Below are 21,737 nucleotides of genomic sequence, written 5' to 3'. Positions count from 1 at the left end.
GAAAACGGCCCCGGCTCGCAGGGAGCCGGGGCCGCACATCCGAAGTGGCCGCGATCAGCTGGTCGGCGGCCAGTACAGGAGCCTCGTGGTCGTGTTCGCTCCGGGGTTGGTCACCTTGCCGTTGGTGGCGTTGGAGGTGATCGCGGTCGCCACCTGCGCGGGCGTCACGTTGAAGTTGCCCTGCAGGTACCGGGCCACCACACCGGCGACGTGCGGCGCCGCCATCGAGGTGCCGGAGATGGTGTTCGTGGCCGTGTCACTGGTGTTCCAGGTGGACGTGATGCCACCACCGGGCGCGAAGACGTCCACCACGGGGCCGTAGTTGGAGAACGAGGAACGGGCGTCGGTGCGGTCGGTGGAGCCGACGGTCAGCGCCGCCGCCACACGTGCGGGCGAGGTGTTCGCCGCGTTGGTGTTGGAGTTGCCCGCCGCGACGGCGAACGTCACGCCGCGCGTGATCGCGCCCGAGACGGCGTTGTCGAGCGAGGTGTTGGCGCCGCCGCCGAGCGACATGTTGGCGACAGCGGGCTTGACGTGGTTGGACGCCACCCAGTTGACGCCCGCGACGACACCGGCGATGGTGCCGGAGCCCGAGTTGTTCAGCACGCGGACGGCGACGATGTTCGCCTGCTTCGCCACACCGTGCAGCGTGCCGGCGACGGTGCCGGCGACGTGCGTGCCGTGGCCGTTGCCGTCCTGCGCGACGGCGTCGTTGTCCACGAAGTCGTAGCCGTTGCGCGCACGGCCGCCGAAGTCGCGGTGCGTGATGCGGACACCGGTGTCGACGATGTAGGCGTTCACGCCGGAGCCGGTGCTGTTGTAGGTGTAGCGCTGGTCGAGCGGCAGGTTGCGCTGGTCGATCCGGTCGAGGCCCCACGACGGCGGGTTGACCTGCGTGGCCTGGGTGCTGACGACCTGGTCGCGTTCGACGTACTCGACCGACGGGTCAGCGGCGAGTCTGCGCGCCTGCGCGTCGCTCATCTTGACCGAGAAGCCCTGGAAGACGGTGTCGTAGACGTACCCGACCTGGCCGCCGAACCGGGAACCGAGAGTCTGCGCGCTCGCGGTGACCCCGCCGTCCTTCAACTTGACGATGAAGCTGCCCGCGATGTTCTCACCTGGTGACACCCGGATCTCACCGACCGCGGCCGTCGCGGGAGCCGCGAACGCCGCGATCATGACCGCCGAGCCCAGCAGAGTTGCGGTCTTGCGCATTGTGTAGTCCTGTTCGTCGCAGGGATGCTCAGGAACCCAATCGGGGCGTATTGGCGGCGTAATAGTCCCGAGATCTGAACCTGCCGAGTTTCGAACCCGGACAAAACCGCCGATCGGCTGTACCGCGTTCCCTTTGCTGCCGATAGCCTTCCGACCTTGACTCCGTGAAACCGGAGGAGCGATGCTCACGATTTACCCACCGCGCGAGGAGCTCGCCGACCTTCTCGTGACGGGTCCGTTCGCGGACGCGTTGCGGGTCGCGATCCAGGTGCGGGGACTCAGTCTGGAACGGCTGCAGCACCGCCTGAAAGTGCGGGGCGCGCCGATCAGCGTGACGGCGTTGAGCTACTGGCAGTCGGGCCGGCGCAGACCCGAGCGACCGGAGTCGCTGATGGCGCTCGCGCAGCTGGAGAACGTCCTCGGGCTGCAGGAGACCGCCCTGAGCCGCCTGCTGGGCCCGCCTCGGCCGCGTGGCCGTTCCCGCAGGCGGGAGCTGTCGTCCCGGGCACCGTGGGACGGTTCCGGACTCCTGCTGACCGCCCAGCACGACCGGGTCGACGTCGCACCCTGCGGTGGGGTGCGCGGTATCCGCTCACGGCAGGTCATGCAGGCCAGCTCCGCCAATGTGGACCGCTGGATCCTGTGCCAGGAAACAGGTTCCGCGCAGCCCTCGCTCACCGCCGTCCGTTCCTGCCGGGTCGGCCGGATCGCGCGGGAACGCACGAACGGCGTGCTCGTCGCGGAGCTGTTGTTCGACGAACCGATCTCCGCCGGCGAGTCGATCGCGATCGAGTACGAATTGATCTATCCACATCCGACCGTCGAGCACACGCATTTCCGGCGGTTCGGCGAACGCGTGCACGACTACGTCCTGGAGATCAAATTCCCGGCCGAGTCCCCGCCCGCGTCCTGCGAGCAATTCGCTTCCGGCCCGGCGGGAACGGAAATGCCCGGCGGCACCCGCCCGGCCCCCGTGGATGAAGGGGGCTACGCGCACGCCGCCGCGCTCGACTTCGGCCCTGGTCTTTACGGAATGCGCTGGACCGCCGCCGCGAACGCCTCGGGATCATCGCCCCAGGGGAAGTGACCGGCGCCGGACTGCACGACCAGCGTCGCGCGCGGGAACAGCTTCGCGTACTCCTGCGCGCGGATCGGCGGCAAGGCCACGTCGTACTCGCCGGCGAGCAGAAGTGTTGGCACGTCGAGGTTCCCGAGCTCCTCGCGGACCTGCCGCGGATCGAACGCGCCCTCCGCGTAGTACTCCTGGGCCGCCTCGGGGTTGCGCGGGTGGTCGTCCAGCGCCCGCGCCGCGTCGTCCCAGCGGCCGTGGAAGAACGGGCTGATCCTCGCGAACGCCTCTGGCGTCACGTTGCCCGCCCAGATCTCCTCGAACCCCTTGATCGCCTCGGCGTACCAGGGCTCACCGCCGCGCCGCAGCGCGATCTCCCTGCGGTCGTCGTCGGTGACATCGATGCCGACCACGCGCGGGCTCGGTGCGACGAGGAGGAGTTCCTTGACGTGCCGCGGAAACCGCGTCGCGTACAGGATCGCGAGGGCGGCGCCCGCGGAGTGGCCGAGCAGCCTGATCCGATCGAGCCCGAGGTGCTGACGCAACGCCTCCACGTCGCCGACCTGATGATCGACGCGGTAGGCCGCAGCCTTCTCCGAGTCGCCGGTGCCACGCAGGTCCAGCCGGATCACGTCCTCCAGCGGCAGGCCGCCCAGGTACGACGACGCCTGCATCGGCCCGCCGGGCAGGCAGATCAACGGATCGTCGGCCTCGCCGTGGTAGACGAGGCCGACGCCGTCTGAAGTGCTGAAAGTCCCCATGCCCCGCAGTGTGTCAGTAGGAGCGCGGCAACTTCAGCGAGTTTTGCGCGACGAAGTTGAGCACCATCTCCCGCGACACGGGCGCGATGCGGGACAGCCGGGACATGCCGAGCATCGACGCCAGCCCGAACTCGGAGCTCAGCCCGTTGCCGCCGTGCGTCTGGATGGCCTGGTCGACGGCCGCCGCGATCGCCTCGCCGGCCGCGTACTTGGCCATGTTCGCGGCCTCACCGGACTCCTTGTCGCGGCCGGAGTCGTAGAGCGCGGCGGCTTTCTGCGTCATCAGCCTGGCCAGCTCGATCTCGACGTGGATCTTCGCCAGGGGGTGCGAGAGGCCCTGGTGCGCGCCGATCGGGCGGTCCCAGACCTGGCGCTGCTGGGCGTACGACACCGCCTTGCCGATCGCCAGCCGCGCCGACCCGGTCGCCATGCTCGCGCCCATGATCCGTTCGGGGTTGAGGCCGGCGAAGACCTGCAGCAGCCCCTGGTCCGGCGAGCCCACGACGGCGTCGGACGGCAGCCTGACGTCGTCGAAGAACAGCGTGAACTGCTTCTCCGGCACCACGAGGTCCATCTCGATCTGGTGGTGGGTGAAGCCCTCGGAGTTCGTCGGCACGACCACGAGCACCGGCCCGGTCGCCTGGATCGCGACCACCAGCACGGCGTCGACCTCGTCGATGCCGGAGATGTACGTCTTGGTGCCCTTGAGGATCCAATCGTCACCATCACGCCGGACGTGCGTCTTCAGCTTGTGCGAGTTGGACCCCGCGTCCGGCTCGGTGATCGCGAACGCCATCTTCAGCGTGCCGTCCGCGAAACCGGGCAGCCACTTCGACTTCTGCTCGTCCGTGCCGAACCGCGCGATCACCGTCGCGCAGATCGCCGGCGACACCACCATGAGCAGCAACGGACATCCCGCCGCCGCCAGCTCCTCGCACACCGCCGCGAGGTCACCGATGCCGCCGCCACCGCCGCCGTACTCCTCGGGCACGGCCACGCCGAGGTAGCCGAGCTTGCCGGCCTCTTCCCACAGCTCGGTGGTCTTCTCCCCCGCCCGGGACTTGGCGATGAAGTAGTCGTGGCCGTACTTGGCGCCGAACTCGGAGACGGCCTTGCGCAGCGCGATCCGCTCATCGGACTCGACGAAGCTCACGATCAGTCTCCACTCTCTTCGGCTACTACGGCCAGCACATCGCCGGCGTTGACCTGCTGGGCTTGCTCTACGAGGAGTTCGGTGACGGTGCCCGCGTTGTTCGCGAGCACGCGGTGTTCCATCTTCATGGCCTCCAGCACCAGGAGTTCGGCACCGGCCTCGACCACATCGCCTTGCGCAACGCTGACCCTGACCACGGTGCCGGGCATCGGCGCGATGGTGGCGCCCGGCGCGAGCTTCGTCTCCGGTTCGGGAAAGCGCGGCACGACCTTCAACGACAGTGACCCGCGCGGCGAGTCCACCTCGACCAGATCGCCGTAGCGGGCGACGTGGAACGGGGTCCGCACGCCGTCCAGATCCAGCGCGATCACACCGGGAGTCGCCTGCGCGGGGTCGTACTCGACCTCGACGAGCTCCTCACCGACCAGGAACCTCGCCTTCGGCTGCTGCGACCGCACGTTGCGCCAGCCGAGCGGCAGGTGCCCGATCTTCCTGCTCGCCGCCTGAGCCAGAGCTGCCGCACGCGCAAACGGTTGCGGATCAACGGTTCGGCTGAAGTCGTGCTCGGTCAGGAACCCGGTGTGCGTGTCACCGTTGAGGAACGCCTCGTTCCCGAGGATGTCGACGAGCAGCGCGCGGTTCGTGACCAGGCCGTGGATCTGGGCGCTCTCCAACGCCGTGGCGAGTTTGCGGGCGGCCGCCCTGCGCGTCGGGGCGTACGCGATCACCTTGGCCAGCATGGGGTCGTAGTGCACGGAGACCACGGAGCCGTCCTCGACACCGCTGTCGAGCCGGACGTCGCCGGGCACGTGGAACCGGTGCAGCGTGCCGCTCGCCGGGCGCCAGTCGTTCGACGGATCCTCGGCGTAGAGGCGGACCTCGATCGCGTGCCCGCGCGGCTGCGGCACGTCCGCCGGCAATCGAGCGCCCTCGGCGATCCGGAGCTGCCACTCGACCAGGTCCACGCCGTGCACGAGTTCGGTGACCGGATGCTCGACCTGCAGCCGGGTGTTGACCTCCAGGAAGTGGAAGTCCTCGCCCTTCAGCATGAACTCGACGGTGCCCGCGCCGACGTACCCGATCGACTCGGCGGCCGCCGTCGCCGCGGCGAACAAACGCTTGCGGACGTCGTCGGTGACCGCCGGGCTGGGCGACTCCTCGACGATCTTCTGGTGCCGCCGCTGGATCGAGCACTCGCGTTCGCCGAGCGCCCAGACCGTGCCGTGCGTGTCGGCGAGGATCTGCACCTCGACGTGCCGCGCGTGCTCCAGCAGCGGCTCGCAGAACACCGTGGGGTCACCGAACGCAGACTCGGCCTCGCGCCGCGCACTCGCCAGCGCATCCGCGAACCCGGCCTTCTCGCGCACGATCCGCATGCCCCGGCCACCGCCACCGGCCGATGCCTTGATCAGCACCGGGAACTCGGTGACGGTCTCCGGGTCCAGTTCGGGCAGCGTGGGCACGCCCGCGGCGGCCATCCGCTTCTTCGCGGCGACCTTGGAGCCCATCGCCTCGATCGAGTCCGGTTCCGGGCCGACCCAGGTGAGTCCCGCCGCCTGGACCTTGCGCGCGAAGTCGGCGTTCTCGCTCAAGAACCCGTAACCGGGGTGAACGGCGTCCGCACCGGCCTTCGTCGCCGCCTCGACGAGCAGGTCGGCACGCAGGTAGGTCTCGGTGGGCGACGCACCGGGCAACCGGACCGCGAAGTCGGCCTCGCGGACGTGCGGCGAGTCGTCGTCCGGGTCGGAGAACACCGCGACCGTGCGAATACCGTTGGCCTGGCAGGTGCGGATGATCCGGCGGGCGATCTCGCCGCGGTTGGCGATCAGGAGAGTCTTGATCACGAGGCTCACATCCGGAAGACGCCGAAGCCGTCGGCGCCCTTGATCGGTCCGCTGTGGACAGCGGAGAGGCAGAGGGCGAGCACGGTCCTGGTGTCGCGCGGGTCGATCACGCCGTCGTCGTAGAGCTTCCCGGACAGGAACGGCGCGAGCGACTGCTCCTCGATCTGCGCCTCCACCATCTTGCGCATGGCGGCGTCGTGCTCCTCGTTGTACTCCTGCCCCTTGGCCATCGCGGCCTGCCGTCCGACGATCGACAGCACGCCGGCGAGCTGCGCGGGCCCCATCACGGCGGACTTGGCGTTGGGCCAGGTGAACAAGAAGCGAGGGTCGTAAGCCCGGCCGCACATGCCGTAGTTGCCTGCGCCGTACGAGGCGCCCATCGTGATCGTCAGGTGCGGGACCCGGCTGTTGGAGACGGCGTTGATCATCATCGAGCCGTGCTTGACGATGCCGCCCTGCTCGTACTGGGCGCCGACCATGTAGCCGGTGGTGTTCTGCAGGAAGACCAGGGGCGTGTCGCTCTGGTTCGCGAGCTGGATGAACTGCGTGGCCTTCTGCGACTCCTCGCTGAACAGCACGCCGCGCGCGTTGGCGAGGATGCCGACCGGGTAGCCGTGGATGCGGGCCCACCCGGTGACGAGGCTGTTGCCGTACAACGGCTTGAACTCGTCGAACTGCGACCCGTCGACGAGCCGCGCGATGACGTCCCGCGGGTCGAACGGCACGCGCTGGTCCTCGGAGACGACGTCCAGGATGCTCTCGGCGTCGAACTTCGGCTCCTCGATCGCGGCCGGTTCCGGCCCGAGCTTGCGCCAGTTCAGCCGCGCGACGACCCGGCGGGCGAGCCTGATCGCGTCGGTCTCGTCCTCGGCCACGAAGTCCGCGAGCCCGGACGTGGCGCCGTGCATGGTCGCGCCGCCCAGCGACTCGTCGTCGGAGTCCTCCCCGGTCGCCATCTTGACCAGCGGCGGACCGCCCAGGAACACCTTCGATCGGTCCTTGATCATGATCACGTAGTCGGACATGCCCGGCACGTACGCGCCGCCGGCCGTCGCGTTGCCGAACACCGCCGTGATCGTCGGAATGCCTGCCGCGGAGAGCCGGGTCAGGTCACGGAACGCCCGGCCGCCGGGGATGAAGATCTCGCTCTGCGTCGGCAGGTCCGCACCGCCCGACTCGACCAGGCTGACCAGCGGCAACCGGTTCTGCAACGCGATGTCGTTGGCCCGCAACGACTTGCGCAGCGTGTACGGGTTCGACGAGCCGCCGCGCACCGTCGGGTCGTTCGCGACGATCACGCACTCGACGCCTTCGATCCGCCCGATGCCCGTGACGACCGAAGCGCCGACCGGGAAGTCGGTGCCCCACGCGGCGAGCGGCGACAGCTCCAGGAACGGGCTGTCCTCGTCGACGAGCAGCTCGACCCGTTCACGGGCGAGGAGCTTGCCGCGCTTGTGGTGCCGCTCGACGTACTTCGGCCCACCTCCCGCGAGCGCCTTGGCGTGCTCGGCGTCCAGTCCCGCGATCTTCGCGAGCAGCGCCTCCCTGTTGCCCATCAGGCGAACCCCAATCGTCGTGCCGCGAGCTCGGTCATCACTTCACTCGCCCCGCCCCCGATGCCGAGGATGCGGGCGTCCCGGTAGTGACGCTCCACTTCGGACTCCCGCATGTATCCCATGCCTCCGTGCAACTGCACCGCTTCGTCGACCACCTCGGAGCAGGCGTCCACGGCGGCGTTCTTCGCGAAGCAGACCTCGGTCACGCAGTCCTCGCCGCGGTCGATCCGCGCCGCGACCTCGCGCGTGTACGTCCGCGCCAGGTCGATCTTCTGCGCCATCGCGGCGAGCTTGTGCCGCACCACCTGGTTCTTGATCAGCGGTTTGCCGAACGTCTCGCGGTTGCGCGTCCACTCGACGGTCAGGTCCAACGCACGTTGCGCCGTCGCGTAAGCCTCGACCGCCATGGTCACGCGTTCGACCTGGAACTGCTGCATGATCAGCGCGAACCCCTGGTTCTCCTCGCCGACCAGGTTCGCCACCGGCACGCGCACGTCGTCGAAGTGCAGTTCGGCGGTGTCGCTGCAGTGCCAGCCCATCTTGTCGAGCTTGCGCCGGGTGAACCCGTCCTCGATCACGAGCAGCGAGATGCCCTGGTAGCCCTCGCCACCGGTCCGCACCGCGGTCGTGACGAAGTCCGCGCGGCAGCCCGAGGTGATGAACGTCTTCTCGCCGTTGACGACGTAGTGGTCGCCGTCCCTGACCGCCCTGGTCCTGATCGCCGCGACGTCGGACCCGGCGCCGGGCTCGGTGACCGCGAGACTGCCGATCTTCTCGCCCCGGATCGCGGGCTTCGCGAACCGTTCGATCAGATCCTCGTTCTTCGACTGCCAGATGTGCGGGATCGCGATGCCGAGCGTGAACAGCGCGGCCATCACGCCCGACGAGCCGCCGTTCTGGATGATCTCCTCGGTCAGCGCCACCGAGTCCAGCAGGTCACCGTGCTCGAACCCGATGCCGAGCAGGTCGAGTTCCGCCGCCTTCTTGTGCAGCTCGCGCGGAACCTCGCCATCGCGTTCCCACTGGCCGAGGTGCGGCGCGATCTCCCTGCGGGTGAAGTCGCGGACGAGTGCCCTGAGTTCTTTTCGCTCGTACAGGTCCTTCGTGATCACAGGAGCTCCTCGGGGATCTCTACTTCCCTGCAGCGCAACCACTCGCCCAGCGCCTTGGCCTGCGGGTCGAACCGCGTGCTGCTCGCCACCCCGTCGCCGAGCAGGCCGTGCAGCACGAAGTTGAGCGCCTTGAGGTTCGGCAGCTCGTACCTGCTGACGTTCTGGGCCTCCGGCAGCAGTTCCTTCAGCTTCTCGGTGGTGAGAAACCCGTTGAGCCACTCGAAAGCTTCTTCGGTGCGAACCCACACGCCGAGGTTCGCGTCCCCGCCCTTGTCGCCGCTGCGCGCGCCGGCGATCGTTCCCAATGGCCGCTTCACAGCAACACCGCCTTGGCACTGACCTCGTCACGGTTCACGTACGCGGCCCGGTAGACCCCGAACGGCGTCCCGTCACCGGGCGGTGCCGTCACGTGGAACCCGGGATAGCTCGCCAGCGCCAGCTCGATCGCCGCCCGGCTGAACCCCTTGGCCCGCTTGGGATCCGGCGTCTTGATCGTGACGTGCAGCAACGCACTCGCCTGCTCTTCGGTGGCCGCGTTCGGCTGATCGGTCCGCGCCAGCGTCCAGGTCAGCCCTTCCTCACCGATGGCGTCGTGGAGCTGCCGCTGGACGAGCTCGGCCTTGGCGTCGACGTCCAGTCCGGTGAGGACGAACGTCGTGGAGTTCCTGAACCCGCCCAACGTGTTCAGGCAGACCTTCAGCGTGTCCGGCGGCGGACTTCCCTTGACACCGCTGATCCTGACGCCACGCTCGTGCTCGCCGAGCCGGACCGTGTCGAAATGCGTGATGACGTCCGGACCCAGGTACTCCGGCGCCCCGATCTCGTACAACAGCTGCGCCGTGACGGTGTCCGTGGTGACCGCGCCGCCGGTGCCGTCGTGCTTGGTGATCAGGCACGACCCGTCCTCGTCGATCTCCGCGATCGGAAACCCCGGCCGGGTCACGTCGATCTCGGTGAAGAACGAGTAGTTGCCGCCAGTGGCCTGCGTCCCACACTCCAGCACGTGCCCGGCGACGGTGGCTCCCGCGAGTCGATCCCAGTCGTCGCGCGCCCACCCGAAGTGCGCCGCGGCAGGCCCGACCACCAGACTCGCGTCCGTGACGCGCCCGGTGACCACGACCTGCGCCCCCTGGTTCAGGCACTCCGCGATCTCCCACGCGCCCAAATAGGCGTTGGCGGTCAAGGCCTCCGGGAACCGCGCCTTGAGATCGTCCCCGGTGACGTAGCCGACCTCGACTCCGAGGTCACTGAGCTTGCGCGCGAGCCCCTCGGGGTTGAGCCCGCCGGCGTTGACGACGATCTTGACGCCCCGGTCGAGCGCCAGCGCCAGGCAGTCCTCCATCTGCCGCAGGAACGTCTTCGCGTAGCCCAGCGACGAGTCCTTCATGCGGTCGCGGCCGAGGATGAGCATGGTCAGCTCGGCGAGGTAGTCACCGGTCAGGACGTCGAGGTGGCCACCTTCGAGCTGCTCCCGCATCGCGGAGAGCCGATCGCCGTAGAACCCGGACGCGTTGCCGATCCTGATCACCGGCCACCTCCTGGCGGACCCGCGAACGCCTGCGCGATCGGCACCCACTCCTCCGCGACCGGGCCGGAAGCCTCGATCGCGAGCTCCTTGCGGTTGCGCCGCTGCGTCACCAGCCACGCAAAGTCCAGCGCCGGCCCGGAAACCCGGTTCCCTGCGTCCTCAGGCCCCCAGGTCCACGACTCCCCGCCCGGTCCGGTCAGCTCCACCCGCACCTCGGCGGCCGGCGCCGCCAACCCGTTGAGCAGGAACGCGAACCCCATGGTCCGCACCCCGATGTGACACACGTGCCGGATCCGCGCGGTCGGTTCCCGCACCACGCCGAGCGCGTCCGCGACGTCCTGCCCGTGCGCCCAGGTCTCCATGATCCGCGCGGTCGCCATCGAGGCGGGGCTCATCGGCGGCCCGAACCACAGGATCTTCCCGGAGGCCTGGGCGAGGTGCTCCAGCAACGACTTCCGGCTGTCCCGCCACAACTCCAGCAGGTCCGGCAGCGCCGCACCCTCCGCCGCCGTCCGGTCGACGATGTCGGCGGTCAGCGGCTGCGCCTGGAACGCCTCGGGGTCGGTGATGGCGAGGACCGACGCCCTGTCCGTCCACATGAGATGGCCGATCTGGTGCCCGACCGTCCAGCCCTCGGCGGGAGTCGGCACCGACCAGTCGTCCGCCGCCGACACGATCTCGTCGAGCGAACGCGACTCGGCGTCGAGATCCGCCAGCAGTTCGGTGATCACAGCTGTTCCTCCAGCATCCGCGCCCAGTAACGCACCACGTGCGCCCGGCGCTTGGCGTCGTCGGCGAGCTGGTTGGCGAGCGCCAGCCCGCGCACGAGATCAAGGGTTGCCTGCACCGCGTCCTTCACACCCGGCAAGGTGTCGTCGACGTCGAGCAGTTCCAGCGCCAGCCCGTACACCTCGCGGCCCAGCCGTGCCTGCAGCTCCAGCACCTGCTCGCGCAGCTCCGGATCGGTGCGCGCGGCCACCCACAGCTCCAGGGCCGCGGTGAACAGGTCGCTGGCGTGGAAGTCCGCGATCAGCTCCACCACGGCGTGCGTGGTCTTCTCAGCGATCTCCGCTCGCCGTTTGAGCACCTCGACGCTCTCCGCGCCCACGTGCTCCACGGCCGCCGCCACCAGCTCACCGCGCGTGCGGAAGTGGTGCAGCTGAGCGCCGCGCGACACCCCGGCGCGTTCGGCCACCTCGGTCGTCGTCGTGCCTGACCAGCCGCGTTCCACCAGACACTCGACGGTCGCCTCCATCAGCTTCCGCTTGGTCTCGCGGCTGCGGTCGGCCTGGCGCTGCCTCGTCTCCACGCTCCCGAGTGTTCCGGCGAACAAACAAACAGTCAAGCCTGCTTGTAAATGCCGCTGCTAGCGTCCGACGCGATGAGCATCGTGGAACGACTGCGGGCCGCCGGCTGCGTTTTCGCCGAGGAAGAGGCCGCACTACTGGAAGAAGCCGCCCACGACGACCAGCACCTCGAGGAGCTGGTCAGGCAGCGGACCGACGGACTGCCGCTGGAGCACGCCGTCGGCTGGGCGATGTTCTGCGGGCAACGGATCGTGGTGACGAAGGGCGTCTTCGTCCCCCGCCACCGCACCGAACTGCTGGTGGACCTCGCCACCGACCTGAAGCCCGCCCTGGTCGTCGACCTGTGCTGCGGATCAGGCGCGGTCGGCGCGGTGCTGCAGCACCGGCTGCCGGCCGCCACGGTCTACGCCGCCGACATCGACCCGGTGGCCGTCGCGTGCGCGCGCCAGAACCTCACGAACGTGTCCGAGGGTGACCTGTTCGACGCCCTCCCCGCACACCTCAAGGGCCACATCGACGTCGTGGTCGCCAACGTGCCGTACGTACCGACCGACGACATCCGTTTCATGCCCACCGAAGCCCGCGACCACGAGGCACGGGTGGCGCTCGACGGCGGCGTGGACGGCCTCGAGGTGATGCGCCGCGTGGCTGCGCAGGCAGCGACCTGGCTGCGCCCCGGCGGGCACCTGATGAGCGAGACCAGCGAACGCCAGGCACCGGCCGCACTCCAGGCCTTCACCGCCGCAGGACTCGACGCCAAGCTCGTGACCAGCGAGGACACCACGGCAGTGGTCGGCAGCGCCTAAGTTCCGTACAATGTACGGTATGTCGTACGACGAGGTCATGCAGTGGTTTGCGAAGTGGGACGAGCTCGCGGTCAAGGGCGACGTCGAAGCGATGGCCGACATGGCCCTGTTCCCGATCAACACGGTCACCGACGGCTCGGCCACGTCGTGGGACCGCGAGACGTTCCTGAAGGAGATGGGGGCACAGCTGGGCGGTGACGTGCAGATGGAGTCCACCAGGACGCCGCACTTCATCAACGACAACCTGGTCTTCGTCATCACGGACGGCACGATCAACGGGATGACGGTCCGCTACGGCGACCTGCTCACGAAGGTCGGCGGCGAGTGGAAGTTCCAGACGATGGCCCAGGGCGGCTGGGCCGAGTAGACCGCGCGAAGGACACCCTGGGGAAGAGGGTGCTCCTCACGCTGAAGTTCACAGCAGGGTGAGTTGTTCCTGATCCACGCGAGGCGCCGGCACACCCACCGGCAGGCTGCCGTCGGGCCACACACCGTCGTCGTCACCGGGCACACCGGTGACGGCCTCGGTGGGACGTCCACGCGGTACCAGCCCGTGCTTCTCGATCAACGGCACGACCCGCGCCGCGAGCCGGGCGCGATATCGCTTGTCCACATAGGACCCACGTCCGTAGAGGTACCGGTACGTCTCGACCAGATCCGGGTGCTCGCGGCGAAGCCAGGCAGCGAACCACTCCTTGGCCCCCGGACGCAGGTGCAACGGCAGCACGGTCACGCCGGTGGCTCCGGCCGCCGCGATCTGCTCCAGCAGGAAGTCGAGCTGTTCGACGGAATCCGTCAGCTCGGGCAGCACCGGGGCCACGAACACCCCGCACGGCAAGCCCGCCTCCCGCACCTTCCGCACCAGGTCGAGCCGGGCGGCGGGTGTCGGCGTGCCGGGCTCCAGCGACTTGTGCAGATCCCGGTCCATCAACGCCAGCGACACCGCGATCCCGACCGGCACGACCTGTGCGGCGGCCGACAACAGCGGCAGGTCCCGTGCCAGCAGCGTGCCCTTCGTCAGGATCGAGAAGGGCGTGCGGGAGGCGGTCAGCGCCTCGATGATCCCTGGCATCAAGGCGTACCGCCCCTCCGCCCGCTGGTACGGATCGGTGTTCGTGCCCAGCGCCACGTGCTCCTGCTTCCACTTCGAGGAACGCAGCTGACGCGACAGCACCTCCCCCGCGTTGACCTTGACGATGAGCTGGCTGTCGAAGTCGTGGCCGGTGTCGAGGTCCAGATAGGAGTGGGTCTTGCGCGCGAAGCAGTTGTGGGACACCACTCCGTTGGCGATGAAGTCCGCGGTGCCGGTCGAGATGTCGTAGAGCGTCATCTCCCCCAGCGGTTCCACGGACACGACGCCGAGCGGCTGCTGCGACTTGATCGCCACGCCGTCGATGTCGCGCTTGCGGGTGATCGCCGGGTCGACGGTGTGGAAGAAGCGCAGGTTCTCCCGCAGTCCGCCGCGCAGCCGCACGACCCGCACGCCACGACGGCGACGCAGTTCCTCGATCGCGAAGTCGAAGTCGAAGTGCTTGAGAGCCAAGCAGATCGCTTCCAGAACGGTGGCGTTGCGCGTCGACATCCGCAGGATGCTGCGCGAGCAGGTCCCGAGGTAGTCGAACGCGCCGGCCAGGAATCCCTTGAGCCAGTCGGGGTTCGGGGCTATCTGCCAGTGCGCGAGCTCGCGCACTTGGGGCAGAAATCCCCTCCCTTCTCGCACACCGAAGTAGTCGAGATACTCCCGGGTGCGGTCCATGGCCTCGATGTCGGCCGCGGGGATGCGGATCTCGTGCTCGTCGTCCACCATGCCGCGCAGGTAGCCGCGGCGGTAGTCGTCGGTCACGGCGGGCTGCTCGACGAAAGCCCCCGTGCCCATCAGCTTGTTGCCGGTCGTGAGGTGCGGACGACGGCCCGTGCCCGCCGTTTCGCCCGTCACGTGCTTCCAGCCGCGGTCGGTCAGGAAGCGGTGGTCACCCGAGGCGACCACGGAGGTGCCGTCCTCCAGCGTCAGCCGGTACGCGGTCTTGCGCGTCTCCCAGTGCGCCAGCACGGTCGTGAGCTTGTAGCGCCGGTAGTTGCCGACCAGTTCGGTGCCGTAGATCTCATCGCCCTCCCGGATCTCGGACAACGGCTTGGTGCGGCCGTTGCCCATGAGGATCGGCGTGTCACCGGCCAGGCAGTAGGTGCAGGCATGTGAGCAGCCGCGATACGGGTTGACCGTCCACGAGAAGGGCAGCGACGAACCCGGCACTCCGTTGAGCACGGATTTGGCGCGGACCTCGTGGAACACCACGTCCGCGAACTCAGGAGTTCGTACGCTGCGCACCAGTCCCGGTAGCCCCGGTAGCGCCTGCTGCGGCTCTGCCTCGAGTTTCTGTCCGTCCCATCGCACACCTCGATTCGAACACATGTTCGAACAGCGGTCAAGGAGCGCACGTGTCACCCGAAAAGGTTGTCGAGATCGCGGGCTTCATCACCGGAGCACTCTGCGTGTGGCTCGTGGCCAGGCAAAACGCCTGGAACTGGCCCATCGGAATCGCCAACAACGTCGCGTTCTTCGTGCTGTTCTGGGGCAGCGGCCTGTACGCCGACTCCGGGCTCCAGGTCGTCTACGTCGTGCTCGCGGTCTACGGCTGGTGGGCGTGGCTGCGCGGCGGCGACCAGCACAGCACGCTGCACGTCAGCCGCACGACGACGCCGCAGTGGATCTGGCTCGCGGTCGCCGGCGTGCTCGGAACCGGTCTGCTGCACTGGGTCCTGGTGACCTTCACCGAGTCGACCGTGCCCTTCTGGGACGCCATCACGACGGTGTTGTCGCTGCTCGCGACCTGGGGACAGGCGCGCAAGAAGATCGAGTGCTGGTGGCTGTGGATCGCCGCGGACGTCATCTACGTGCCGCTCTACGCGTACAAGGAGCTCTATCTGACGGCAGTGTTGTACGTGGGGTTCATGGTGCTGTGCGTGATCGGACTGCGTAACTGGATGAAGGACGAGGTGCGCGTGTGAAGGAGTTCGAACACGCTCTCGTGCTCGGAAAGTTCTACCCGCCGCACAACGGGCATCACCACCTCATCGAGACGGCGGCCTCCCGGAGCGTTCGCACGACCGTCACGGTGCTGGCGGCCTCGCACGAGACCCTCCCTCTCGAACACCGCGTGCGCTGGCTGACCGAGACGCACGCCGCGACTCCGGGTGTGCGGATCATCGGCGACCTCGACGACCACCCGATGGACTTCGACTCCGACGAGGTCTGGGACCTGCACGTCGCGCTGACGCGCGCGGTCCTGGCCAGGCGGGCGATCGCGGACGGAGACCCGTCGAAAGCCCCGGTCGACGTCGTGTTCTCCAGCGAGAAGTACGGCGACGAACTGGCCGAACGACTCGGCGCGCGGCACGTCCTCCTCGACCTCGACCGCCTCACGCACCCGGTCTCCGGCACGGCGATGCGGACCGATCCCGTCGCGAACTGGCACCACCTCGCGCCCGCGACCCAGCGCGGCCTCGGCTGGAAGGTCGTGGTCGTCGGCGCCGAGAGCACCGGCACGACGACACTGTCCACACAGCTCGCTGAGCACTTCAAGGCGCCGTGGATCCCCGAGTACGGCCGCGAGCACACCGAACACAAGCTCACCGCCGCACGATCGTTCGATCCGTCGGCCACCGTGGACAGTCTGGTGTGGACGCTGGGCGACTTCGAAGACGTTGCCCACGAACAGGAACGCCGCATCCAGGCCGAGACCGCACCACTGGTCGTCGCGGACAACGACGCGTTCGCCGCGACCGTCTGGGGCGAGCGCTACCTGGGTTTCCGGCCGGAACTCCTCCCCGGCACCGAACCGGACCTCTACCTGCTGACCGACCACGTCGGCGTTCCGTTCGAACAGGACGGCTGGCGTGACGGCGAACACCTGCGGGAGTGGATGACCGGCCTGTTCGAACGCGAGCTCACGCGGCGCGGTGTGCCGTGGCTGAAGCTCACCGAGGACAGGTTCGCAGCGGCCGTAACGGCCGTCGAACATCTCATGAGGCAGGATGTCGCGCGTGGGTCACGGTCACGGGCATAGCCATGCGCAACCAGTAGAACCCGCCTCGGAGCGCGTGCGCACGTTGCTGATGTGGCTGTTGGTGCCGTTGGCGCTGGCCACGATCGTCGGCGCGGCGCTGCTCTACCCGTTCGGGGTCGAGCAGAAGACCGGCGCGGAGATCGGCCTGCACCAGACACCGGTCGAGGCCGTCGTCACCGGCGTGGCCGAGAACTGCGGCGAGAAGTGCGTCGCGGTGACCGTGAAGATGACCGACGGCGCCGCGAGCGGGCAGAGCATCACGATCCCGAGCGTGAAGGGCCCTGGAGCACCGAGCTTCCAACTCGGCGACGAGGTGGTGCTGTCCTACGCGGGCAGCCAGCCGCAGGCCGCCGAGTCGTACCAGATCGTCGACTTCCAGCGCGGCTGGTCGCTCGCCGTGCTGGCGCTGCTGTTCGCGGCGGCCGTGCTGCTGCTCGGGCGATGGCAGGGGCTCGCCGCGCTGGGCGCGCTGCTGCTGAGCTTCGTGGTGCTGGTGCTGTTCGTCATGCCGTCGATCCTCGCGGGCCAGAACCCGCTGATGGTCGCGGTGGTCGGCGCCGGACTGATCATGTTCGTGGTGCTGTACCTGACGCACGGCATATCGGCGCGCACGTCGACCGCGGTGCTCGGAACGCTGGTCAGTCTCGCGCTGATCGGGGTGCTGGGCGCGCTGTTCTCGGCGCTGTCGAAGCTGACCGGCCTGGACGAGGACACGACGAACCTCGTCACGCTGCTCGGCACCAGCATCGACACCCGCGGGCTGCTGCTCGCCGGAACCCTGATCGGCGCGCTGGGCGTGCTCGACGACGTGACGGTCACCCAGACCAGCGCGGTGTGGGAGCTTCGGCGGGCCAACGACAAGCTGACGTGGCGCGAACTGTTCGCGGCGGGCTCGCGGATCGGGCGCGACCACATGTCGTCCGTGGTGAACACCCTGGTGATGGCCTACGCGGGCGCGGCGCTGCCGTTGCTGCTGGCGATCTCGCTGGCCGGGCGGTCGATGGGCGAGATCCTGACCTCGCAGCAGATCGCGCAGGAGATCGTGCGGACCCTGGTCGGCAGCATCGGCCTGGTGGCGGCGATCCCGGTGACGACGGCGCTGGCCGCCCTGGTCGCGGTACGCCAGGAGGTCGCCCCGATCGAGTCTCCACCAGCCTCCGAACCCGAGCCTGAGCCCGAACCGAAGACCGTGAAGCGCGCCGCGAAGCCCGTGAAACCACGGCCCGCGCGGATCGAGGGCGACCTCTTCACCGGCTACGACCCCGACAAGGGGCCGTGGGAACGTCCTAGTGAGCCAAGAGCACGAAGAGCAGCGTCAGCACGCCAGGCACCACCTGCACGAAGAAGATCTTCCGGCTCGCCGTGAACGTGCCGTAGATCCCTGCGACGATCACGAACACCGTGAACAGCACGGACGCGCCGAAGTCCTGGCGGATCAGCGCGTAGATCAGGCCGGCCGCGAGGAAGCCGTTGTAGAGGCCCTGGTTCGCCGCGAGGGCCTTGGACTCCTGCGCGAACTCCGGCGTGAGGCCGAACGCCTTCTGGCCGCGCGGCGTCGTCCAGAGGAACATCTCCAGCACCACGATGTAGAGATGGATCACCGCCACGAGGGCGATCAGAACGTTCGCGACAACCTGCACTTGGGTCCTCCTCTGGACTGACACACCCGGTGAGACAATAGAGCAGTGGGAAGACAGCGGCCCGACACCGAGGCGATCACCGAGTCGATCGACTCCGGCGTCGCCGAACTGGTCCCCGATCTCGGCGGACGACGCTCCTGGACGTTGCGGGTCAACGGAACCCCACAGTCGCATGTGGACCTGGACGACCCGACCTATCTGGAGTTCGAGTACGTCCGCCGGCTGGGTCACATCGTCGATCTCACCGCGCCTTCGCGGGTGCTCCACCTGGGTGGTGGCGCTCTCACGCTAGCGCGCTACGTGGCCGATCTACTGCCTCGGGCGTCTCAGCAGGTGGCCGAGATCGACGCGGGCCTGATCGCGTTCGTCCGCCGCGAACTCCCGCCGCCGCCGCGAGTGAAGATCACCACAGGTGACGCCCGCGCCGTGCTGGTCAAGGCACGCCCCGGCTCGTTCGACCTGATCGTGAGCGACTGCTTCGCGGGAGCCCGCACGCCCGCGCACCTGACGTCGGTCGAGTTCGTGAAGCAGGCGTCCACGGCACTGGCCGACGACGGGATCTACACGGCGAACATCGGCGACGGCAACGGCCTGCAGTTCGCACGGGCCCAGTGCGCGACCGTGCGCTCGGTGTTCGAACACGTCTGCGTGCTCGCCGAACCGGGCGTCTTCCGGGGCAGGCGCTTCGGCAACTTCGTGATCATGGCCTCGCACAACGGCCTGCCGATGCAGCAACTGACCCGAGCGACGGCAGGAGACCCGTTTCCCGGCCGGGTAGAGCACGGCACGGGGCTGACGAAGTTCATCGGCGGCGCGCCCGTCACCACCGACGCGACCGCGATCCTGTCCCCCGCACCGCCCTCGGGCCTCTGGGGCACCTGAGAAGCCGGACGCCGCCACGAGGTGACGGCGTCCAGGCCATGGGACTTCAGTCCAGCGAGGTGACGAACTTCGAGACGGCGTCCGGATGGAGCTTCTGCGCCATCCGCCCGGCCGGGGCCAGCGACCCGAGCCGGTACAGCGGCCGTTCCGCCGCCGCCATCCCGCGCGCCTCGGCCCGCAACTGGGCCACGAGCAGCTCCGAGAACACCAGACCAGGCGTGTCACCACGCGCGGCCAGCGCGTCGGCCAGGCGGCGGAGCTGGTAGACGCCCAGCTCGCGGCCGCCGGTGCCCGCGTACATCGACAGGGCGATGTTGATCGCCTTCTTGTTGCCGCGCACGAACAGGCCGACGGTCCGCGCGCCACGCAGGTCGGTGACCAGCAGGTCGAGACCGTCCGCGACGGCCAGGTCGACCTTGCGCGTCCCGAACGCCCGCACGTAGACCGTCGTGCCCTCCAGCCACACCGTGCGGCGCGCCTCGGACATCGCCAGCAGGATCACCGGCACCGACACGATCAGCCCGGCGATGACGCCGGACCAGCGGCCACCGATGAACCCGACGATCGCGCCGAACGCGAGGGCGACCATCAGGCCGCCGATCGCCACCATGCGCGCACGCTTGCGGACCGTCGCCTTGTCGAGCAGGTCGAGAACGAGCTTGTCGTCGCTCACGGAGTCTCTCGCACCGCCTCGGCCGCCACGGCTCCCGCGTCCGACGCCAGGCCCTCGACGCCGCCCGGCACAGCGGCCACGAGTGCGGACGGCTTGAGCGCCGCCTGCACGGCCTCGATCACGTCCGCCAGCGCGACGGTCACCTGCTCACCGGTCGCGAGGGTCTTCACGCCGATGTTGCCGGCTTCCAGGTCACGCTCGCCGAGCACCAGTGCCAGCTTCGCGCCCGACTTGTCGGCGGCCTTGAAGCCCGCCTTCATCGACCGGCCGCCGTAGACCAGATCGGTGCGCACACCGGCGGCACGCAGCTCGCCGGCGATCGCGACCAGGCGGGCCCGTGCGGCCTCGCCCAGCGGCACGCCGATCACGTCGACGCGGCTGAACTCCGGCAGCACGCCCTCGGCCTGCGCCGCGAGCAGCGCGCGGTCGACGCCGAGACCAAAGCCGACGCCGGACAGCGACTGGCCGCCGAGCTGTTCCATCAGGCCGTCGTAGCGACCGCCGCCGCCGATGCCCGACTGGGCGCCGAGACCGTCGTGGACGAACTCGAACGTCGTCTTCGTGTAGTAGTCGAGGCCGCGGACCATGCGCGGATTCTCGACGAACTTCACGCCCAGCTCGGTCAAGTACCCCTTGACGAGCTCGTAGTGCTCACGGCACGCGTCGCACAGGTGATCCACCATCAGCGGCGCCTCGGCGACCAGCGCACGCACCTCGGGACGCTTGTCGTCGAGCACGCGCAGCGGGTTCAGCTCGGCGCGCTGCTGAGTCGCCTCGTCCAGCGGCAGCTTCGCGAGGAACGCCTGCAGCAGCTCGCGGTAGGCAGGGCGGCAGTTCGCGTCGCCCAGGGACGTGAGCTCCAGGCGGTAGCCGGTGAGGCCGATCGCGCGGAACCCGGCGTCACCGACGGCGATGACCTCGGCGTCCAGCGCCGGGTCGTCGATGCCGATGGCCTCGATGCCGACCTGGTGGAACTGCCGGTACCGGCCGGCCTGCGGGGCCTCCGCGCGGAAGAACTGGCCCGCGTAGTAGAGCTTCGCCGGCAACGAGCCGCGGTCGAGGCTGTGCTCGATCACGGCCCGCATCACGCCCGCGGTGCCCTCGGGGCGCAGCGTGATGGAGCGGTCACCGCGGTCGAGGAAGGTGTACATCTCCTTCGTCACCACGTCGGTCGACTCGCCGACACCGCGCGAGAACAACGCCGTGTCCTCGAAGACCGGCAGCTCGATGTAGCCGTAGCCCGCGAGCTCGGCGGCACGGGTCAGCGTCGACCGGACGTGCGCGAACGCGGCGGACGTCGGCGGGATGTAGTCGGGAACGCCTTTGGGTGCGGAAAACACGTTTCTCAGAGTCCTCGGTGCGGGGCGGCCGGAGCGTCCTGCAGCTGAAGCAGGTAGGGGTTCGTCGCACGCTCGCGGCCTATGGTCGTCGTCGGGCCGTGGCCGGGCAGCACCACTGTGTCATCGGGCAAGGTCATGACCTTGTTCTGCAGGGACGACAACATGCGTGAGTGGTCACCGCCAGGCAGGTCGGTGCGTCCGATGGAACCGGCGAAGAGCGTGTCACCCGAGATCACCAGGCGACCGCCTTCCTGCACGCCGGAGCGGAACATCACCGACCCGCCGGTATGGCCCGGCGTGTGGTCGACGGTGATCTGCAGCCCGGCGAGGTCGAGCGCGGCGCCGTCGGTGAGCTCGCGGACCTCCGAGGGCTCGCGCATCTCGAGGTTCCCGCCGAAGAAGGCGGCCGACTCGGCGCTGATGCCCTTCAACGGGTCGGCGAGCATCGCTACGTCATCCGGGTGGATGTACGCGGGGATGTCGTTGCCGTCGCAGACCGGGGTGACGGAGAAGGTGTGGTCGAAGTGCCCGTGCGTGAGCAGCACGGCGACAGGCGCGAGACGGTGCTGGCGCAGGGCCTGTTCGATCGGTTCGACCGCGTCCTGACCGGGGTCGATGATCACGCAGGGCTCGCCCTCACCGGCCGCCAGGACGAAGCAGTTCGCCTGGAGCGCACCAGTCGGGAACCCGATCACGAGCACGAAAATGACCTCCCTGTTCAACGACAGCCTAACCACCACACAAAGCTCATATGCCCAGGCCCTAGACTGCCGAGCCGACCGCCCTA

19 protein-coding genes and 2 pseudogenes are annotated in these 21,737 nt (G+C 68.9%); 7 read left to right on the top strand and 14 right to left on the bottom strand.

Translation table 11 applies throughout. The features are described from left to right. Positions 1–54 precede the first annotated feature (54 nt). Positions 55–1,215: a S8 family peptidase gene (locus tag SK854_RS32155; RefSeq protein WP_319978880.1), complete on the bottom strand. Its 1,161-nt coding sequence runs from the start codon at positions 1,213–1,215 to the stop codon at positions 55–57. 181 nt (positions 1,216–1,396) lie between these two features. On the opposite strand from SK854_RS32155, the gene SK854_RS32150 reads away from it, so the two are divergent. Beyond that, a complete protein-coding gene (locus tag SK854_RS32150) occupies positions 1,397–2,302 on the top strand; it encodes a hypothetical protein (protein ID WP_319978879.1) in 906 nt (301 codons plus the stop codon). Here SK854_RS32150 and SK854_RS32145 read toward each other — a convergent pair. The 8 genes and pseudogenes from SK854_RS32145 to SK854_RS32110 all read right to left on the bottom strand — a co-directional run bounded on the left by SK854_RS32145 (position 2,242) and on the right by SK854_RS32110 (position 11,493). Then, positions 2,242–3,045, bottom strand: coding sequence for an alpha/beta fold hydrolase (locus tag SK854_RS32145; RefSeq protein ID WP_319978878.1), 804 nt, complete (start codon positions 3,043–3,045; stop codon positions 2,242–2,244). The two genes, SK854_RS32150 and SK854_RS32145, sit on opposite strands and share 61 nt — an antisense overlap. A gap of 13 nt (positions 3,046–3,058) precedes the next feature. Beyond that, the gene (locus SK854_RS32140; protein WP_319978877.1) at positions 3,059–4,198 is read right to left on the bottom strand and encodes an acyl-CoA dehydrogenase family protein; all 1,140 of its coding nucleotides are present in this window, start codon (positions 4,196–4,198) and stop codon (positions 3,059–3,061) included. Between the two features lie 2 nt (positions 4,199–4,200). Next, complete coding sequence (locus SK854_RS32135; protein WP_319978876.1) at positions 4,201–6,042, bottom strand: ATP-binding protein; 1,842 nt, start codon at positions 6,040–6,042, stop codon at positions 4,201–4,203. A 5-nt stretch (positions 6,043–6,047) separates the two neighbouring features. Next, the gene (locus SK854_RS32130) at positions 6,048–7,598 is read right to left on the bottom strand and encodes an acyl-CoA carboxylase subunit beta (RefSeq protein WP_319978875.1); all 1,551 of its coding nucleotides are present in this window, start codon (positions 7,596–7,598) and stop codon (positions 6,048–6,050) included. Continuing rightward, on the bottom strand, positions 7,598–8,710 hold the full coding sequence (locus SK854_RS32125) for an acyl-CoA dehydrogenase family protein (RefSeq protein ID WP_319978874.1): 1,113 nt from the start codon (positions 8,708–8,710) through the stop codon (positions 7,598–7,600). The genes SK854_RS32130 and SK854_RS32125 overlap by 1 nt, the downstream gene beginning before the upstream one ends. Continuing rightward, positions 8,707–10,187, bottom strand: a pseudogene (locus tag SK854_RS32120) (acyclic terpene utilization AtuA family protein). The gene SK854_RS32125 and the pseudogene SK854_RS32120 overlap by 4 nt, the downstream one beginning before the upstream one ends. 47 nt (positions 10,188–10,234) lie before the next feature. Continuing rightward, complete coding sequence (locus SK854_RS32115) at positions 10,235–10,969, bottom strand: TIGR03084 family metal-binding protein (protein ID WP_319978873.1); 735 nt, start codon at positions 10,967–10,969, stop codon at positions 10,235–10,237. Next, on the bottom strand, positions 10,966–11,493 hold the full coding sequence (locus SK854_RS32110) for a TetR/AcrR family transcriptional regulator (RefSeq protein WP_406601865.1): 528 nt from the start codon (positions 11,491–11,493) through the stop codon (positions 10,966–10,968). Before SK854_RS32110 ends, SK854_RS32115 begins: the two co-directional genes overlap by 4 nt. Positions 11,494–11,619: 126 nt before the next feature. On the opposite strand from SK854_RS32110, the gene SK854_RS32105 reads away from it, so the two are divergent. Next, on the top strand, positions 11,620–12,351 hold the full coding sequence (locus tag SK854_RS32105; RefSeq protein WP_319978871.1) for a putative protein N(5)-glutamine methyltransferase: 732 nt from the start codon (positions 11,620–11,622) through the stop codon (positions 12,349–12,351). A 19-nt stretch (positions 12,352–12,370) separates the two neighbouring features. Next, on the top strand, positions 12,371–12,718 hold the full coding sequence (locus SK854_RS32100) for a nuclear transport factor 2 family protein (RefSeq protein ID WP_319978870.1): 348 nt from the start codon (positions 12,371–12,373) through the stop codon (positions 12,716–12,718). A gap of 48 nt (positions 12,719–12,766) precedes the next feature. Here SK854_RS32100 and SK854_RS32095 read toward each other — a convergent pair whose 3' ends face one another. Beyond that, positions 12,767–14,761, bottom strand: coding sequence for an intein-containing Rv2578c family radical SAM protein (locus SK854_RS32095; protein ID WP_319978869.1), 1,995 nt, complete (start codon positions 14,759–14,761; stop codon positions 12,767–12,769). 26 nt (positions 14,762–14,787) lie between these two features. Here SK854_RS32095 and pnuC point away from each other — a divergent pair, with 26 nt between their 5' ends. The 3 genes from pnuC to SK854_RS32080 are packed head-to-tail and all read left to right on the top strand — an operon-like array spanning position 14,788 to position 17,781. Next, a complete protein-coding gene (gene pnuC, locus SK854_RS32090; protein WP_319978868.1) occupies positions 14,788–15,357 on the top strand; it encodes a nicotinamide riboside transporter PnuC in 570 nt (189 codons plus the stop codon). Next, positions 15,354–16,415, top strand: a complete 1,062-nt coding sequence (locus SK854_RS32085) for an AAA family ATPase (protein ID WP_319978867.1) — start codon at positions 15,354–15,356, stop codon at positions 16,413–16,415. The genes pnuC and SK854_RS32085 overlap by 4 nt, the downstream gene beginning before the upstream one ends. A gap of 34 nt (positions 16,416–16,449) precedes the next feature. Beyond that, the gene (locus SK854_RS32080) at positions 16,450–17,781 is read left to right on the top strand and encodes a YibE/F family protein (RefSeq protein ID WP_319978866.1); all 1,332 of its coding nucleotides are present in this window, start codon (positions 16,450–16,452) and stop codon (positions 17,779–17,781) included. On the opposite strand, the gene SK854_RS32075 is transcribed toward SK854_RS32080, so the two are convergent. Beyond that, complete coding sequence (locus SK854_RS32075) at positions 17,702–18,055, bottom strand: DUF1304 domain-containing protein (RefSeq protein WP_319978865.1); 354 nt, start codon at positions 18,053–18,055, stop codon at positions 17,702–17,704. The genes SK854_RS32080 and SK854_RS32075 overlap by 80 nt on opposite strands. A 45-nt stretch (positions 18,056–18,100) precedes the next feature. Here SK854_RS32075 and SK854_RS32070 point away from each other — a divergent pair, with 45 nt between their 5' ends. Continuing rightward, a complete protein-coding gene (locus SK854_RS32070; RefSeq protein ID WP_319978864.1) occupies positions 18,101–18,937 on the top strand; it encodes a spermidine synthase in 837 nt (278 codons plus the stop codon). Positions 18,938–18,983: 46 nt separating this feature from the next. Here SK854_RS32070 and SK854_RS32065 read toward each other — a convergent pair whose 3' ends face one another. The 3 genes and pseudogenes from SK854_RS32065 to SK854_RS32055 form a co-directional block, all read right to left on the bottom strand. After that, positions 18,984–19,610 (bottom strand): hypothetical protein, encoded by a 627-nt coding sequence (locus SK854_RS32065; RefSeq protein ID WP_319978863.1) that lies wholly within the window; start codon positions 19,608–19,610, stop codon positions 18,984–18,986. An 89-nt stretch (positions 19,611–19,699) separates the two neighbouring features. Next, positions 19,700–20,959, bottom strand: a pseudogene (gene hisS, locus SK854_RS32060) (histidine--tRNA ligase); the annotation flags it as partial. Continuing rightward, positions 20,956–21,651: an MBL fold metallo-hydrolase gene (locus tag SK854_RS32055; protein WP_319978862.1), complete on the bottom strand. Its 696-nt coding sequence runs from the start codon at positions 21,649–21,651 to the stop codon at positions 20,956–20,958. The pseudogene hisS and the gene SK854_RS32055, both read right to left, overlap by 4 nt. Positions 21,652–21,737 lie beyond the last annotated feature (86 nt).

It is taken from the genome of Lentzea sokolovensis (assembly GCF_033949975.1).
GTDB lineage: Bacteria > Actinomycetota > Actinomycetes > Mycobacteriales > Pseudonocardiaceae > Lentzea > Lentzea sokolovensis.
Note: the sequence above shows the minus strand (reverse complement) of the source record. Positions and strands in the feature narration are given on the sequence as shown.

Coding starts and splice junctions, on each gene's coding strand:
- SK854_RS32155 (WP_319978880.1), bottom strand. CDS start 1,215: ATGCGCAAGACCGCAACTCTGCTGGGCTCGGCGGTCATGATCGCGGCG.
- SK854_RS32150 (WP_319978879.1), top strand. CDS start 1,397: ATGCTCACGATTTACCCACCGCGCGAGGAGCTCGCCGACCTTCTCGTG.
- SK854_RS32145 (WP_319978878.1), bottom strand. CDS start 3,045: ATGGGGACTTTCAGCACTTCAGACGGCGTCGGCCTCGTCTACCACGGC.
- SK854_RS32130 (WP_319978875.1), bottom strand. CDS start 7,598: ATGGGCAACAGGGAGGCGCTGCTCGCGAAGATCGCGGGACTGGACGCC.
- SK854_RS32110 (WP_406601865.1), bottom strand. CDS start 11,493: ATGGAGGCGACCGTCGAGTGTCTGGTGGAACGCGGCTGGTCAGGCACG.
- SK854_RS32105 (WP_319978871.1), top strand. CDS start 11,620: ATGAGCATCGTGGAACGACTGCGGGCCGCCGGCTGCGTTTTCGCCGAG.
- SK854_RS32100 (WP_319978870.1), top strand. CDS start 12,371: ATGTCGTACGACGAGGTCATGCAGTGGTTTGCGAAGTGGGACGAGCTC.
- SK854_RS32095 (WP_319978869.1), bottom strand. CDS start 14,761: ATGTGTTCGAATCGAGGTGTGCGATGGGACGGACAGAAACTCGAGGCA.